This window comes from Acidimicrobiia bacterium, from assembly GCA_041393965.1.
Taxonomy (GTDB): domain Bacteria; phylum Actinomycetota; class Acidimicrobiia; order Spongiisociales; family UBA5794; genus UBA5794.
This window is the reverse complement of the sequence record JAWKJB010000001.1, coordinates 753,925-768,562: the sequence shown is the minus strand read 5'-3', so window position 1 is coordinate 768,562 and position 14,638 is coordinate 753,925. Positions and strand designations below refer to the sequence as shown.

The 14,638-nt window shown below is 62.1% G+C and carries 14 protein-coding genes and 1 tRNA gene; 9 read left to right on the top strand and 6 right to left on the bottom strand.

Features of this window, described 5'->3' with window-relative positions; all coding sequences use genetic code 11:
• Position 1: 1 nt before the first annotated feature.
• From R2823_04120 to R2823_04110, 3 genes are all read left to right on the top strand, one after another.
• Positions 2–1,237: an LCP family protein gene (locus tag R2823_04120; protein MEZ5175372.1), complete on the top strand. Its 1,236-nt coding sequence runs from the start codon at positions 2–4 to the stop codon at positions 1,235–1,237.
• Positions 1,238–1,304: 67 nt separating this feature from the next.
• Entirely contained in the window at positions 1,305–2,189 is an 885-nt protein-coding gene (locus tag R2823_04115) for a hypothetical protein (GenBank protein MEZ5175371.1), read from the top strand.
• A 38-nt stretch (positions 2,190–2,227) separates the two neighbouring features.
• A complete protein-coding gene (locus R2823_04110; GenBank protein ID MEZ5175370.1) occupies positions 2,228–2,737 on the top strand; it encodes a hypothetical protein in 510 nt (169 codons plus the stop codon).
• Between the two features lie 36 nt (positions 2,738–2,773).
• Here the strand turns inward: R2823_04110 and R2823_04105 are convergent, their stop codons facing one another.
• The 3 genes from R2823_04105 to R2823_04095 all read right to left on the bottom strand — a co-directional run bounded on the left by R2823_04105 (position 2,774) and on the right by R2823_04095 (position 4,605).
• Positions 2,774–3,178, bottom strand: a complete 405-nt coding sequence (locus tag R2823_04105; GenBank protein MEZ5175369.1) for a hypothetical protein — start codon at positions 3,176–3,178, stop codon at positions 2,774–2,776.
• Positions 3,175–4,002 (bottom strand): hypothetical protein, encoded by an 828-nt coding sequence (locus R2823_04100; GenBank protein MEZ5175368.1) that lies wholly within the window; start codon positions 4,000–4,002, stop codon positions 3,175–3,177. The genes R2823_04105 and R2823_04100 overlap by 4 nt, the downstream gene beginning before the upstream one ends.
• Positions 4,003–4,077: 75 nt before the next feature.
• Complete coding sequence (locus tag R2823_04095; GenBank protein ID MEZ5175367.1) at positions 4,078–4,605, bottom strand: helix-turn-helix transcriptional regulator; 528 nt, start codon at positions 4,603–4,605, stop codon at positions 4,078–4,080.
• 86 nt (positions 4,606–4,691) lie between these two features.
• Here R2823_04095 and R2823_04090 point away from each other — a divergent pair, with 86 nt between their 5' ends.
• The 4 genes from R2823_04090 to R2823_04075 all read left to right on the top strand — a co-directional run bounded on the left by R2823_04090 (position 4,692) and on the right by R2823_04075 (position 11,265).
• Positions 4,692–6,515: a long-chain fatty acid--CoA ligase gene (locus tag R2823_04090; protein ID MEZ5175366.1), complete on the top strand. Its 1,824-nt coding sequence runs from the start codon at positions 4,692–4,694 to the stop codon at positions 6,513–6,515.
• A gap of 212 nt (positions 6,516–6,727) precedes the next feature.
• Positions 6,728–7,831: an FkbM family methyltransferase gene (locus R2823_04085; protein ID MEZ5175365.1), complete on the top strand. Its 1,104-nt coding sequence runs from the start codon at positions 6,728–6,730 to the stop codon at positions 7,829–7,831.
• 30 nt (positions 7,832–7,861) lie between these two features.
• Positions 7,862–9,070, top strand: a complete 1,209-nt coding sequence (locus tag R2823_04080) for a class I SAM-dependent methyltransferase (GenBank protein ID MEZ5175364.1) — start codon at positions 7,862–7,864, stop codon at positions 9,068–9,070.
• Complete coding sequence (locus R2823_04075; protein ID MEZ5175363.1) at positions 9,070–11,265, top strand: glycosyltransferase family 1 protein; 2,196 nt, start codon at positions 9,070–9,072, stop codon at positions 11,263–11,265. Before R2823_04080 ends, R2823_04075 begins: the two co-directional genes overlap by 1 nt.
• Position 11,266: 1 nt before the next feature.
• Here R2823_04075 and R2823_04070 read toward each other — a convergent pair whose 3' ends face one another.
• On the bottom strand, positions 11,267–12,517 hold the full coding sequence (locus R2823_04070; GenBank protein ID MEZ5175362.1) for a hypothetical protein: 1,251 nt from the start codon (positions 12,515–12,517) through the stop codon (positions 11,267–11,269).
• A 151-nt stretch (positions 12,518–12,668) separates the two neighbouring features.
• A tRNA-Sec gene (locus R2823_04065) sits at positions 12,669–12,760 on the bottom strand.
• A gap of 168 nt (positions 12,761–12,928) precedes the next feature.
• Here R2823_04065 and R2823_04060 point away from each other — a divergent pair.
• The gene (locus R2823_04060; GenBank protein MEZ5175361.1) at positions 12,929–13,237 is read left to right on the top strand and encodes a ferredoxin; all 309 of its coding nucleotides are present in this window, start codon (positions 12,929–12,931) and stop codon (positions 13,235–13,237) included.
• A 54-nt stretch (positions 13,238–13,291) separates the two neighbouring features.
• Here the strand turns inward: R2823_04060 and R2823_04055 are convergent, their stop codons facing one another.
• Positions 13,292–13,723, bottom strand: coding sequence for a CBS domain-containing protein (locus tag R2823_04055; GenBank protein MEZ5175360.1), 432 nt, complete (start codon positions 13,721–13,723; stop codon positions 13,292–13,294).
• Positions 13,724–13,828: 105 nt separating this feature from the next.
• Here R2823_04055 and R2823_04050 point away from each other — a divergent pair, with 105 nt between their 5' ends.
• Complete coding sequence (locus R2823_04050; protein MEZ5175359.1) at positions 13,829–14,596, top strand: enoyl-CoA hydratase/isomerase family protein; 768 nt, start codon at positions 13,829–13,831, stop codon at positions 14,594–14,596.
• Positions 14,597–14,638: the final 42 nt, after the last annotated feature.

Here is a 14,638-nt window from a genome sequence, read left to right as displayed (position 1 = left end):
CATGCACCACGCCAGACGCCGGCGGCTGCAACGCGTCGTGAACCCCCAAACCTCGATCTTTGCGATCGTCACCATCGTGGTATTCGTGTTCCTGCTCACGCTGTCGACCACCCCTGTCCTCGTCGTCGCCGCGGCGGTGTCGGCAGCCGTGGTGGGAGCTGCCGCGGTCGGTGTGATGTCGATCAGCAGCGGAACGACCCTCGGCGGGCGGATGCTCGTGGCCCATGTCCTCGCGGGGACGATTGCTCTCCTCCTCGGCTACGGGATCGTCACCGGGGCGCAAGTGTGGGCGTCGTGGAACGACATCGACCGCAAGACCTTTGCGCTCCACGATGCACGCTCGGCGCTCGTCGACATCGACGACACGACCACCTCGACTTCCTCCCCTTCGGCAGAACCAGTTGGCCAAGTCACGACGACGGTTGGTCTCCCCGACGAGGCCTTCGTCACGATGCTGCTCATCGGCGGCGATGCGGACTCCGGTGCCGGGGATGTGATCCTGTACCTCGTCCTCCCGACCAACGGAGCCGACCCGTTCATGATGTCGTTTCCCCGTGACCTGTATGTCACCAATCCGTGCACACGCAGCAAGGGCCGCATCAACACCCTGGTGAGGGGATGCCCATCGAAGGGGATCAACGGTGGCACCTTGCTCGCTGTGCAAGTCTCGGACATGACCGGCATCGATGTGGACCACTTCGCCGAGTTCACCTTCGAGGGATTCGTCGACATCATCGATGCCGTCGGAGGTATCGAAATCTGCGTTGACCATGCGGTGCGAGATCCGAAAGCCAGCCTCGACCTCCCGGCCGGATGCACGGACGCCAACGGGGCCCAGGCGCTGTCGTGGGTCCGGTCCCGCAAGACCGAGGAATACCGCGACGGTGTTTGGAGAAGTGTTCCCGGTCGGGGTGATCTGATGCGCAACACGCATCAGCAGGATGTCATCCTCCAACTCGCCCAGCGCATCAAGTCCTTTCAGACTCCGAAGCAGCTCACCGACACGGTGGCTGCCCTCTCGGACGCATTCGTTCTTTCCGACACCCTCAGCCTCACCGACGCCATCGGCCTCGCATGGTCCGTCCGCGATATCGACATCGCTTCGATCAACCGTCTCGAGATTCCGGTCCGGCTCTCGCGTTCACCGACGAACCAATCCATTCTGATCGCGACCACTGAACCGTCCGAGATCATCGCCGCGCAGTACGGCAACCAACTGCCCACCGAGGATCCATGATCGTCGATTCCGGTGCACATCGGGCGAACCGACATACAATGCCACAGACCCGACAAGGACCGATGGAGTGAGCGACCCGAGGGATCCCTTCGACAACCCGCCAGGCTGGACCGACCCGTACGGCGACTTCTCTGCTCCCGCGCCGGCACCAACGGACCCGGCACCGGCAGGGCCACGAGTTCCCCCGCCCGGGCAGCCACCCGGAACACCGCTTCTGACCGGTCTCATCGTCGGCCTTCTCCTGGTCGCGCTCTCCGTCGCCGTCTTCCAACTGTTCGGGTCCGATGAGGGAACCGCGGCACCGAGTGACACCACGACCACGCTTGGCGGGGAGACCACGACAACCCTTGGGGACGGCACGGACACCACGACCACGACGCCAACCACGCTCCCGTCGACGGATCCTTATGCACCGGTTGACCCGCCGATCCCCGCCGAGGACCTGAAGATGAAGACCGACGGACTGCGCGTGAACGACAACGACATTCCCGACATCGTGTTCGGTACGGACGCCGATGTCGCGATCGGCCGGCTCGTTGCCTCCTTCGGGGATCCTGTCGATACCGGATGGCAGACCTCGACCGACCAATGGGGAGTCTGCGCCGGTGACCTTGAGCGGATTCTCACCTTCGAGACCTTCGCCGCGATCGTCACCAAGACAGGTGGCCAGGAGATCTTCAACGGCTATCGCAACGACCTGAACTACGGAGACATCCAGTCGCCGCCGTCGGAGATCGCGACGCTGAGCGGACTGAAGATCGGCGACACCGTCGGAGATCTGCAGGACATCTACTCGGGTGAGGTAGTCACCTTCGGCACCAACCCGAAGCTCGGCTCCACCTTCACGGTCACGAGCTCGTCCGGGACCGTCCTGTTGTGGGGGCCGGTGCAAGGTGAGGATCCCGACGATCGGGTCATCGGGATCTACGCACCCGATGTCTGTTCCCGCTGAGAGCCTCGCCGAACCGTAACGCCGTTACACTCGCCGCCATGAAGCCGAGTTACACGATGTCCCTCGTCATCGGCGCGGTAACGGGTGTTGTCATTGCGCTGGCCCTGTTCACCTTCGTCGCAGCATCAGGAGCCGTCCGAACGCTGATGACCGAACTCGACGGAGCTGATGTGGTCCCCACCTTCGCTCCGTCGGCGTCTGCGACCTGGATCATGGTGATCCTCGCAGGCCTCGCCGGGGGTGCGCTCATCGCAACGGTCACACGAACCGCCTCCCGCGTCATTGATCCGGGGACGCCCTCGGCCCCCGGCGCGATCATCGTGTCGTTGGGTGCCGTGATCGGAGCGACCATCGCCATGGTCGTGTATCCACTGGGTATCACCGTCCTCGGCTCGATCACGGAGGGCAACGCCGTGATCGGTGTCGCCGATTTCGTGGTGCTCACCGCGGTGGCTGGGCTCATCGCCGGCGCGGGTGTCGCCTGGTTCTCCTATATCCTTGCGCGGCCATCTGCACCCGCGGAGGACCCGGAGCTGCTCGCACGCTGAGACCGCGGCCATATTCCGGCCCAGCTGCCGGTCATCTCAAGCATCAACATCGATGCCGTGGGCGTCGCCACTGTCCAGAGTTGGCGCATGATGCTCGTCATCGGAAGATTCGTGCTCGATCAGCACCGCGGTCATTTCGCCTGAAGGCGACTCTTCGAAGGTGACCGTGACCCGCTGCGCGGTGATCACATGATCCCGCAGATGAATCAGCGGTCCCCCATAGAACAACAAACCGGGAGCGGGACGGAACAGGTGGCTGTCGCCATCGTCGTCGAGGACCACGAACGACTCGACCACGGTGAGATCGCCCGTGACCTCGGTCACGATGCCAGAAACGGTGTGCTCCGATTCGTCATCGGCGTTGCCGCACGCCGCCACCAACAGCATGCAGCCAAAGAGCAGACACCCGACCCGCGACCATCGTTTGGTCCTCGCGATCACGATGCGTTCAGAATCGATTCAAGCTCACCATCGCCAAGGACGCCTTCGATGCGTGCGATCACGATTCCCTCCTCGTCCATGACATAGATCCACGGTTCGTTCAGCAGGCCGAATGCCGTCACCGCAGGGGAGAGATGGTCTCCATCAGAAACGAATCCCTGCTCGTGAAACCCCAGATAGACCTCGATGTGAACGAAGTCGACATCGGGGAGTGATGACATGACCGTCTTGGTTTGGTCGAGCAACGGGCCACAGGCGGCAGAAACGCAGAAGGCTGGCGTTGCGAAGACCGCGACGGTCTTGCGACCATTCCGAAGCAGCTCGTCGAGCGAATGCTCGTACAACGCCGGCTCGGGATGCTCATCGGTGGTGATCTGATCGATCGGGCTGTCGGCGAGTGTCGATGTGGCAACGAGCGGCGCTGGTTCACCAATGCCGACCGCAACCGGGGACTGCTGCACATCGACGAGAAACGGCTCCGTCGGTTCGTCAGTCGAGATCGCGAAGTCGATCTGCCACAAACCTGCTCGATCGAACGGGATCGTCGCGCGATACAAGCCAACGGCACCCTCGACGATCCAGGTGAACACCGCCGTTGCCGTTTCGTGGCGCGAAGGGTCCTCGAGCGGAGTCGCCGTGACCGTCACCACCTCAGAAGGTGAGCCTCGTCGGGTACCGTCGACCTCGTTGACGGCGAAGAGCAGACGGCTGTCGCCGACCGCGGTGTCAGACGACACCCGCAGGCCGATGAGGGGCTCAGTGTCAGACCCACAGCCCGTACCGACCACGGCAACAAGGGCGACAAGGCACAAGATCCGTCGCATCCCCGAAACGGTACGCACCGCGACCCGATACTTCACATCGGGTAGACCCCAGCTGGGCGGGCGCGATGGTCCCTGTCAACCGAGCGCTGTTTCGGCATCGAACGAATCCCAGATCTCCTTGATGCCGTCCCACAACCCGCCGACAGCCCACACCAGGATGACCAACATGATCACGAGAAGGACAGCCGTAGCGATCCCCCGCACCCACGGGATCCACGCTTCCCGCTGGGCAAAGACGGTGTTCCACAGCTCTCCGAAGAACCCCACCGGGGCCCGCTCGACCTCTCGATCCGGTGCCGGCTGGCGCGAGGGAACGGCATCCTGTTCGATGGTCGAGCCCGTTCGATCACCTCCGGCGGTGTGTTGGTCGGAATCGTCCTCACCGTATTGGGGATAGCGCCTCGCCTCAAGATCGGCGACATCTATCTGAAGCGCTTCAGCGAGCCTCGGCATGATCGCAATCGCGGGTGCCACCTCGTCGCGTTCCCAACGACGCACCGACGATGAGGATCTGCCGATTGTTGAGGCCAGCTGACCGAGCGACATCCCGCGACGCAATCGGGACTCCCGAATGAGCCGTCCGAGTGACTCAGAACCCTCCATGCTCGGCATGGTATCGGCGTTTCGCCATTCCACACGACCTCCGGTTCGGTAGGCTCAAGCCCACACCCGCAGGAAAGGACGCCACCATGCCATCGGAGATCACGACGCTCGCCGAACTGTACGCGCAGAGCGTGGCTGCGTTCCCTGACAACCCTCTCTTCGGCCAGCGAACACCGGACGGTTCATGGGACTGGATGACCTATCGCGAATTCGGCGAAGCCATCGACAAGGCGCGAGGGGGCCTTGCCTCCCTCGGCGTCGGAGCCGGGGACCGCGTTGCGATCATCTCGGACAATCGGCCCGAGTGGGCCGTCGGGGCGTATGCGACCTATGGCCTCGGCGCAGCGTGGGTTCCGATGTACGAGGCCCAGACGCAGAAGGACTGGAAGTACATCCTCGAGGACTCCGGCGCCAAGGTCGCCTTTGTTGCGACCGACGGCATCCGCGCCCAAATCGAGGAGATCCAGGATGACATCGCATCACTCGAGACCCTGATCGTCATCGACGACCCGGCCGGTGGTAACGCTATCGACTATCTCGAACTCCTCGCCCGCGGGGCAGACGCTCCCGCGACCGCTGCCGTGGTCAGACCCGACGACCTCGCCGGGCTCATCTACACCTCGGGAACAACGGGGAATCCGAAAGGAGTCATGCTCTCGCATGCCAACATCGCGTCGAATCTGAACGCGGTCGCTGAGATCTTTCCGCTCGAAGAGGAGGACCGCTCGGCGTCATTCCTGCCGTGGGCCCATTCGTTCGGTCAGACCGTCGAGCTCCATGCGCTGATCTTCTTCGGGTCATCGACGGGTCTCACCACGGCCAAGACCCTCATCCGCGACATGCCGGAGATCCAGCCGACCCTCCTCGTCGCGGTCCCGACGGTGTTCAACAAGGTGTATGACGGGTTGAACAAGCTGATGGAGTCCGAAGGCGGAATCAAGGAACGCATGTTCAACGCCGCGATGGCCAATGCGCACAAGCGGTCGGAGATGGAACGGCGCGGCACGACGAGTCGTTTGGTCGAGTTGAAGAGTGCGCTGTTCGACAGGCTGGTGTTCTCCAAGGTGCGGGATCGGTTCGGCGGCAAGGTCAGATATGCGTTCTCCGGAGGTGCCGCCATCTCGACCGAGGTCGCCGAGTTCATCTCAGCGGTCGGGATCGTGGTGTACGAGGGGTACGGGCTCACCGAGACGAGTCCGATCGCCACCTGCAATGTCAAGGGGGCGAGAAGGGTCGGATCGGTCGGGCGACCGATCCCGGGTGTCACGGTCACGATCGACACCGATGTGACCGGCGACAAGGAGATCGGGGAGATCGTGATCCACGGCCCAAATGTCATGCAGGGCTACTACAACCTCCCCGAGGCGAACGCAGAGGTGTTCACCGGTGACGGCGGCTTCCGCACCGGTGACCTCGGCCACATCGACGCCGACGGTTACCTCTACATCCGGGGGCGCATCAAAGAGCAGTACAAGCTCGAGAACGGCAAATATGTCGTGCCGTCACCCATCGAGGAGACCCTGATGTTGTCGGGGTACATCGCCCAGGCGATGGTGTACGGGGAACAGCGACCGTTCAATGTCGCCGTGATCATCCCCGACTTCGAGTACCTCGGGCAGTGGGCGGCCGAAAACGGCCTCGGCGCTGCCAGCCGCGAAGAGCTGATCGCCGACGAACGCGTGATCGACCTGTTCAAGACGGAGATCAACCGCGCCCAGCGCGACATCAAGCATTACGAGCGGGTGCGGGATTTCATCCTCGGCACCGAGGAATGGACTCCCGAAGGTGGCATGCTGACACCTTCCTTGAAGATCAAACGCAGAACGATCATGGCGGAGTTCGGAAACGCGATCAACGATCTCTACTCCGGCGACGACCCGCTCTTGGGCCGAGACACACAAACCCAGTAGCCAGGTGACACCGCGTACCCAGGGTTCCCGTTCAACGAAAAGGTCACTTCTGGCCCACGGAATGAGCCTCGTTCTATGGGCTGATTCTTACCTTTTCGTGCAACGGGAACCCTGGGTACGCGTGTACGGATGGTCAGGGGGAGCTCGTGTTGGTGGGTGAGTTTTTGGCTATGGCGGTGTCGGATATGGGCAGGGTGGTGAGTTCGCCTGGGGTGACCGTTGACGGCACGGTTGATGCCGATACGGCACGATTCCGTTCCTGGGAGGAATACGACTGGGTGGTGTTGGAAGCCGAGTCGATGCAAGGTCAGGACCGGTCGTTCTACGAGCGTGTGATCAGCGAAATGCATCCAGTCTTTGGTTCGAGCGGCATGGTGGTGTTTTCCAAACACGAGATGCCTTTCACGGGTGACACCGCATCGGTTGATGTGATACACAACCGCCTCCATCAACTACGGGCTGCCTTCTTGGAAGCCCACGCTCCACTCGAATTCGGAGGCACATCGAGAACAACGGCCTATCTGGGAGACCGCCGTTTCCTCACCGAGCTGATCTGGGGCCAAGCCCTCATCGTGGATCCACAAGATATCTCCACATCACCCGTGTTGATCCGTGACGGCTACTTCGAACTCGAAGAATCCCGACTCTTCCGCGCTTCGCTGTTTCCTGGCGCCACCGTGATCGACATTGGAGCCAACTATGGCTACTACACGGTTCTTGCCGGCGAAATCGTCGGACCTACCGGAACCATGTATGCCATCGAACCCAACCCCCACATGGTGGCCTACCTCAAAGAGAACATCCGCATCAACGGCTACGACAACATCACCACCGTGACTCCCAAAGCCGCCCACTCCCACACAACCACCGTCACCCTCTTGGTCTACTCCCGGCTCCACGGATCGTCTCTGCTGGACTCCCTCAGGGAGAGAATCGGTCTCAGCCACTCCGCTCTCGAAGAGTTCGAACAGGACGAGATACGACCATTGGAGGTAGGCACAACATCGCTCGATGAGTTGTTGCCCCGAGGGACCCGAGTCGATGTCATCAAATCCGACACACAGGGATCCGAACCCCTCATCATCAGAGGAGCCGACCGGGTCCTGCGCGAGAACCCTCACATCAAACTCTTTATCGAGTTCGCCCCGTCGCTTGTCGCTGCGACCCTGCCGCCCAGCGACTTCATCATCGAACTCAGAGAGCTGGGCTTCGAGATACGCCGCATAGAGCCAGGCGGCCCGCTGAGCTCGCCCTCGATGGATGCGCTGATGGCGCGAGCCGTGAGCGATCTGTATCTTGATCGATCCCGGACCTGATCGTTCTGCACAGCCAGAGGAGATGACATCATGCGCAGCTTCCTGAAGAGCCTCCTCCGACCATTTGTCCGTGTGCTCCGGCGCCTGTGGCAACCCACGACAGATGCCGTCGCGGTTGGCATCGATCAGACCCGCGAACTGGGCGTCATGGTCGAACGCGCGATCATGGCCGCCGAATCGGGCTCCGTTTCCCGAGACGAGCTCATGAATCAGCTCAACATGATCTGGCTGGAGGTCAATCACCTGGTTCGCGGCCCCGGCAACAACCAAGAGGCAACATCCCAGCGCAGCCAGATCAACAGTCGACTCAATGAGCTCGAGGTGTTGATCAAGCGCCACGGTGAGACCCATGCTGAACTCAGCGCCTATACCGGACACAGGCTGCGGGATGTCGCTGACCATTCGCTCCTGGCTCGACAGTCTCTTGAGGACCTCCGAGCAGAGCTCGATCGTCTGCGGTCCGATATGGACCCGGCCCGGGTGACCAAGATCAGCGACTTGAGCCAATCGCAAGCCGCCTTCCTGAACTATGCCGATGGGCCTTGGGGTTTCAAGGCCCAGGCAGGAGTCTGGTTCAACTGGCCTTTCAACATCGAGCACCAGATCGGCGGCGCAGTCATTCGGGAGGTGAACGAGCGGATTGTCGAGCTGCCCTTCGTCTACGCCAGCATGATCGGCCTCAAACCCGGCGCCCATGTTCTCGACCTCGGCTGTACCGAGAGCCCTGTTGCATTCTCCCTCGCCTGCCTCGGCTACAACGTCGTGGCCATCGATTTGCGCAACTACCCGTTGTCGCATCCGCGACTGACAACCGTCATGAACTCATTCGAAACCTGGGACCCCCCGCAGACACCGTTTGATGCCGTGATTTCGCTGTCGTCAATCGAACATTTCGGTCTGGGAGCGTACGGCGGGCTCGAATCACGCGAGAACGAGGCCGACCGGAAGGATGCCGATCGGAAGGCGATGGCGAAGCTCCACGCCATCACGGCCGACGACGGGCTGTTGGTACTCACCGCGCCGTTCGGCGTCTACGGGGTCGACGAGCTGCAAAGAACCTACGACCTTGATCACCTCATGGCCCTCCTCGAAGGCTGGGCGATCGAGGAGGCAAGCCTCGCCCGTCGCGCATCTTCGTCGCAATGGGAAGTCATCGGGGGGCTCGATCGCTCAGATGACATGATGCAGGAGGGAGCCCGGGGTGTTGCGATGGTCCGGGCGCGGCGTCGGCCCCGTTGATGGGAACAGAAGACCAGCTGCCGCTCATACTCGACATCCAGGGCGCTCAGAGCCAGCTTCACCCGGAACGAGGCATCGCCCGCTATGTCTTCGAATTGTCGAAGGCGCTCTGGGAATCGAATCCCGAACGGATCCATGCGATCGTTGCCAACGCCAGACTCGGCATGACAGACGCTGTTCGCTTCTTCGCCGGCACAGGGAAACTCGCTTGGAACAACTCTTCGGGCGACCACATCATCCCGCCGAGGCGGAGATTCGGGTATTACCAGATGTCACCATTCGAATTGGCTGGGTTCGAGGAGCAGCTTCCACGCTACGCTCGAAGTAGCGAAGCCCTGACGATCGTCACAGCTTTCGACTTCATTCCACTGCGATTCCCAGAACAGTACCTCTCCGACCCTGACTGGAACGCGCGATACACCACTCGGCTATCCATGGTCAGGGATGCAGACGCCGTGCTCGCTATCTCGGAATCAACAGCTCGAGACACGGTCGAGCTCGTTGGCGCCACGGAGAATCGGGTTTCGGTGATCGGGACCGGTGTCTCCACCCTGTTCCGACCATCCGCCGATAGGGCACAGGCGTTGGCGGAGTTACAGGACGGGCTCACCGGAATACGACCCGGTTTCATCTTCAGCGTTGCGGGAGTCGACTCGCGAAAGAACCTCGGTGGACTCCTCAAGGCCTACTCCGGCCTCCCCCGCTCGATGCGTCAGGACCACCAGCTGGTCGTGACCTGCAGGCTCAGCGACCAACAGCGCGCTGACATCTTGGCCACTGCCTCGGACCTCGGGATCGAATCGGACCTCCTGCTGACGGGAACCGTCGCCGACGGCACGCTGCTACGCCTCTATCAGACGACGAGGTTGTTCGTCTTCCCTTCACTCTGGGAAGGGTTCGGACTGCCCTTGGCGGAAGCCCTTGCCTGCGGTGCACCGGCCATTTGCTCTGATCGGGGCGCCCTGCCAGAGGTCCTGCCTCGTCGGGAATGTCAGTTCGATCCGGAAAACAGCACAGAGGTGACTGAGGCGATTGCCAACGCGCTCCAGCGTCCCACCGATCAATTGGAGAGCAAAGAGCTCGGTGACACGATCGTGGAACGCTTCAGCTGGCAACGCGTGGCGACGAGGGCGTTGAAAGCGATCGACGAGATGCAGGCCGATGCCCAGCGCCGCAGGTTCACCGTTTGGAACCCCCACCCTCGATGGGCGTTCGTGATGTCGACGCAGTCTTCGATGGAACTCCGCAAGAACACGGAGTTGGCGAAGGCGATTGCTCAACATGTCGACCTGGATGTCTTCGTGGCGGACCTCGACGACACCGACGCGCCTGGCCCGTATGTCACCAGGAGACTCGCTGATCTGGCGGCTTGGGATTCCTTCATGCCCTACGACGCCGTTGTGTACTGCAATTCGGCGGATGAGATCCCGACTGCCGTGCACGAGGTGATGGGCCGAAGCCAGCGAAAGCTCACGCTCGTGAACCGTGAGCTGCCGCATGAGACCGCAGATCATCTGCTCAGCCTCGGAGGTCTCATCGGAGTGTTCTCCTCGTTCTTCGCGGATCACCTCACCATGAGTGGGGCCCAGGTCCGAGTCGTCGAGCTCCCCGTTGGGCTCGGCAGCCCATCTGGCTTCCGACCCCCTCGCATCCCAGGGCTGATCGCGCTGTTGGGTCAGCCTACGGCCGATCGATTGGGTCTCATGGCCGTGAATGCGGCACGGGGCGGGGCATCAGCTGACCCTCCTCTCCGGTTTGTCATTTCGTCGGTGGGACGGCAAACCGAAGTGCTGATGGACACCGTGGAGCAGAAGGCAGCGAGCGGCCGGGTCGAGTTGATCGACGATGGGGCATCGCCGGAGAGGCGGCTATGGATGAACCGAGCGGCTGGCGCCATCCAATGGTGGGATCCGAAATCGGCCGACTCGGTCCAACAGATCGAAGACTGTTTGAGTAGCGCCCTGCCGACGATGGTGGTCTCCGCCGACGGAACAAGCCCATTTCCCGAGGGCGTGGTCCGAAACATCAACCTTCCCTCCTCCACGGAGGAGTTCCGAGTAACGGCCGCGGGCTTTGTTGCCGATCGAAGAGCTCTCGCGGAACTCGCCGACGGCGCCAGGGGCTACGCGCAGCAGAACTCATTCGATGCCCTCGCGGACCGCATCATCGACCTGCTCGAGCTGTCGACGGTCTGAACTAGCTTTCACCCTTGCGGATGATGAGCCCAATCGAGGTTGTAACGAATCCCTCAAGAGCAAGCTTCAGATGTGGTTCGGTGCGATACGGAGGAAGGTCCACATAGCGATCGAGGAGTCCGTTGCCAATGTCGAGATCGAGGGGCTCCACCTCATGTCCCGACGAACGAATCCGATCCATCAGGGCCGCCAGATCGAGTGCGCGGTACAGGACGGTGGGTCCTGTCTCAACGGTTCGCAAGGGGTCCAGTGTGTATTCAGTCGTATGCACCGCGACCCCGCCGGGAACCAGACACTCGATGGATCGCTCGACGAACCGGGCGCCAGCGTCGAGGGAACCCAGATGCTCGAAGGCACAGGACGACCAGGTGAAGTCGAACCGATTGGCAAGGTCGCTCGGGACCTCATTCATGTCGACCGCGCGAAAGCGCACCCGTTGGAAGAAGGTGTCCGGATCGCAAATCTCGTCGTAGCGCAGCGAACCGAGTCCGTCTGCGGCGTATTGCACCGAACTGTCAGCCCAGCCGGTCGCCTCAGCGTGATCGAAAGGAGCGTCGGTAGCAACGACAGTGCATCCGAGCTGTGCAAAGAGGGCCGGAAGCCTCTCAATGCCCACGCCGAAACCAAGCCCGCTGTGGCCTGGCGCTAGCAATCCGCGTTCCCACAGCGCCTGACAGATGAATGCAAACTCCCACCATTTTCGCCCGTATTGGGGAAAGATGTCGAGCTGAACGCACCAGTAGGTCAACCAGTCAGTCGCAAAGTCCTCTTGTCGACAGACCGATGACTGAAGAGGGACCTTGGCCACAGGTGCTGTTTCCGGGCGCTTCCCAGCGCGCCACTCGTCGGCATCGAACATCGGCGACCATGCGTTCTCCGGGGGCATGAGCAGATTGGAAAGACCGAGGTTGGTGTTCTGGATTTGGCGAAAGACATCAATGTTTCGATCAAGCAATTGCCGAAGCACCTCCAGCTTGTGTTCGGCACGGTCCGCAGCGGCGCGTTGAAGGTCTCGCTGGATGCCATCGAGCTTGCCATCGATCGAGACTTCCGGGCCATTGCCCGAAACACCGTGAACGACAGTCGCGAGGTCTTCTTCCAACCGAGCCAGTCGCGACTCGATCGCTGGCAAGACTGAAACGAGATGATCCGTTACACCGTTGAGTTGTCGCAGCACCTGAGCAAGATGGTCGAGGATGGTCGATTGCTCATCCACATGTACCCCCAGTGAGAAGCATCCGTCGAGGATCATAGGGCGAACCTCACCCCGTCGCCGCGCAGGCCGCGTACCCAGGGTTCCCGTTCAACGAAAAGGTCACTTCTGGCCCACGGAATGAGCCTCGTTCTATGGGCTGATTCTTACCTTTTCGTGCAACGGGAACCCTGGGTACGCGTGTACATCGCGGAGGCGGACGGGAATCGAACCCGCCAGGGAGCTTTCGCCCCCTCGTCGGTTTTGAAGACCGCGGCGTCCACCAGGCACGCAGTCGCCTCCCTCGGGTGGAGGGTAGACCCGTGCATCTCGGAAGGCGCCGGAGTTCCCAGGTGGAGGCCTGTTGAGTCCGCGCATCCGGACGCCGCTTTCGATGCCGGTCCCACGGTCTCAGTCCCCTGAATCCTCGCTAAGCTCCGAACCGCACGCACGAGCGACACGAGGAACGCCATGGCTGACGCTTCATTGATGGTGTGGATCGACCAGGATCTGTGCACCGGAGACGGGATCTGCGAGGAGATCGCTCCCGATGTCTTCATCGGACGAGACGACGGGCTCTGGGTGGTCAAGGAAACGGCCTCGAACTGGGGAGCCGACATCGTCTTCGACGGCAACCAGGCGCCAGACGGCAGCCGTGGTGTTGCACGAGTCCCGAACGACCAGGTGGACATCGTCGTGGAGGCGGCCGAGGAGTGCCCCGGCGAGTGCATCATGATCGAGCCATTCGATCAGGAGACCTTCGACAAACGCGGGGCGTAGCCAGCAGGCTCGGACACCGCGTGACACCGGCGGCTGCCGACACGAGGGCCTGCGCTATCCGGTGATGTATCCCTCGAGTTGATCGATCACGAACTCCTGTTCGTCGATCACGGCTCGAACGACATCGCCGATCGACACGACACCGTAGAGGGTGCCACCGTCGACGACCGGGAGGTGACGGAACCGGTTCGCCGTCATCAGCGCCATGCACTCGCGGACGGTCTTGACCGGCGTCACCGTGACCGGATGCTGCGTCATGATGTCGGCAACGGGCGTGTGCCGCGATTCGCGACCACGGAGAATGACCTTCCTCGCATAGTCGCGCTCCGAGATGATGCCGACCAGCACGCCGGCGTCAATGACGACAAGGGCACCGATGTTCTTGTCCGCCATGAGCTCCAGTGCGTCAAAGACCGATGTCGCGCTGTCGACACTCCAGACCTCCCTTCCCTTATGGGAAAGAATGTGTGCGACCGTTGTGCGCATCGAGTCCTCCTCCGCCCCCACTCCTCCGCCCCCAATGTACCAACCTCCACTGAATCGTGCGCCGACGCGCACGCGCCTACGATGGTCGTTCCCGGGAACAGGCCGATGGACTATCAGAATCTCGACATGTGGCGCGATGGCGACATCGGCTTCATCGCGCTCGACCGACCACACGAGCTCAACGCCCTGTCGTTTGCAATGCTCCGCGAACTCATCTCGGCAGCGAATCAGATCGCGTCATCGGACCTGCGCTCGGTCGTCATCGCGGGGAACGGGCGCTCCTTCTCATCCGGATTCGATGTGTCCGCCCTCGAATCCGTCCTCGTTGCCGAAGCCGACACCGCGCAGCGCTACGAAGCAGCGCAGCTCGGCGGCGCGGTCGCCGACGCGATCGAGGCACTGCCACAGATCACGATCGCGGCACTCCACGGACATGTCGTCGGCGGAGCGGTCGTCCTCGCGGCAGCGTGTGACCTGCGCGTCGCCGATCGCGATACCGTGTTTTCGATCCCGGAGGTCGACCTCGGCATTCCCCTTGCGTGGGGAGGGGTCGCCCGCCTCGTACGGGAATTCGGGTCAGCGATCGCCAAGGAGCTGATCTTGACATGCCGGCCCTTCACCGCCGAGGAGGGGCGGATGGCTGGCTTCCTCAACGCGATCACCGAACCGGGCTCGGCCATGGATACCGCAAAGGAATTGGCTATGCACATCGCGGGCAAGCCCCGCCTCCCCGTGGTGACGACGAAGCGCCATGTCGCGGAGATCCTCGCAGGCGATCTGTCCCGGGACGACGCCCTCGGACTCATCTCGGCCCTCGACGACGATGAGTCAACCACCGCCAGAAACGCCTACCTTGCCCGGTTCCGCCGGTAGAGCGATCGCTCGGGTCGCCGCCGTACAAGGCTCCGGTGGCGT

Coding starts and splice junctions, on each gene's coding strand:
- R2823_04080 (MEZ5175364.1), top strand. CDS start 7,862: ATGCGCAGCTTCCTGAAGAGCCTCCTCCGACCATTTGTCCGTGTGCTC.
- R2823_04090 (MEZ5175366.1), top strand. CDS start 4,692: ATGCCATCGGAGATCACGACGCTCGCCGAACTGTACGCGCAGAGCGTG.
- R2823_04095 (MEZ5175367.1), bottom strand. CDS start 4,605: ATGGAGGGTTCTGAGTCACTCGGACGGCTCATTCGGGAGTCCCGATTG.
- R2823_04110 (MEZ5175370.1), top strand. CDS start 2,228: ATGAAGCCGAGTTACACGATGTCCCTCGTCATCGGCGCGGTAACGGGT.
- R2823_04050 (MEZ5175359.1), top strand. CDS start 13,829: ATGGACTATCAGAATCTCGACATGTGGCGCGATGGCGACATCGGCTTC.
- R2823_04100 (MEZ5175368.1), bottom strand. CDS start 4,002: ATGCGACGGATCTTGTGCCTTGTCGCCCTTGTTGCCGTGGTCGGTACG.
- R2823_04120 (MEZ5175372.1), top strand. CDS start 2: ATGCACCACGCCAGACGCCGGCGGCTGCAACGCGTCGTGAACCCCCAA.
- R2823_04055 (MEZ5175360.1), bottom strand. CDS start 13,723: ATGCGCACAACGGTCGCACACATTCTTTCCCATAAGGGAAGGGAGGTC.
- R2823_04075 (MEZ5175363.1), top strand. CDS start 9,070: ATGGGAACAGAAGACCAGCTGCCGCTCATACTCGACATCCAGGGCGCT.
- R2823_04070 (MEZ5175362.1), bottom strand. CDS start 12,517: ATGATCCTCGACGGATGCTTCTCACTGGGGGTACATGTGGATGAGCAA.
- R2823_04060 (MEZ5175361.1), top strand. CDS start 12,929: ATGGCTGACGCTTCATTGATGGTGTGGATCGACCAGGATCTGTGCACC.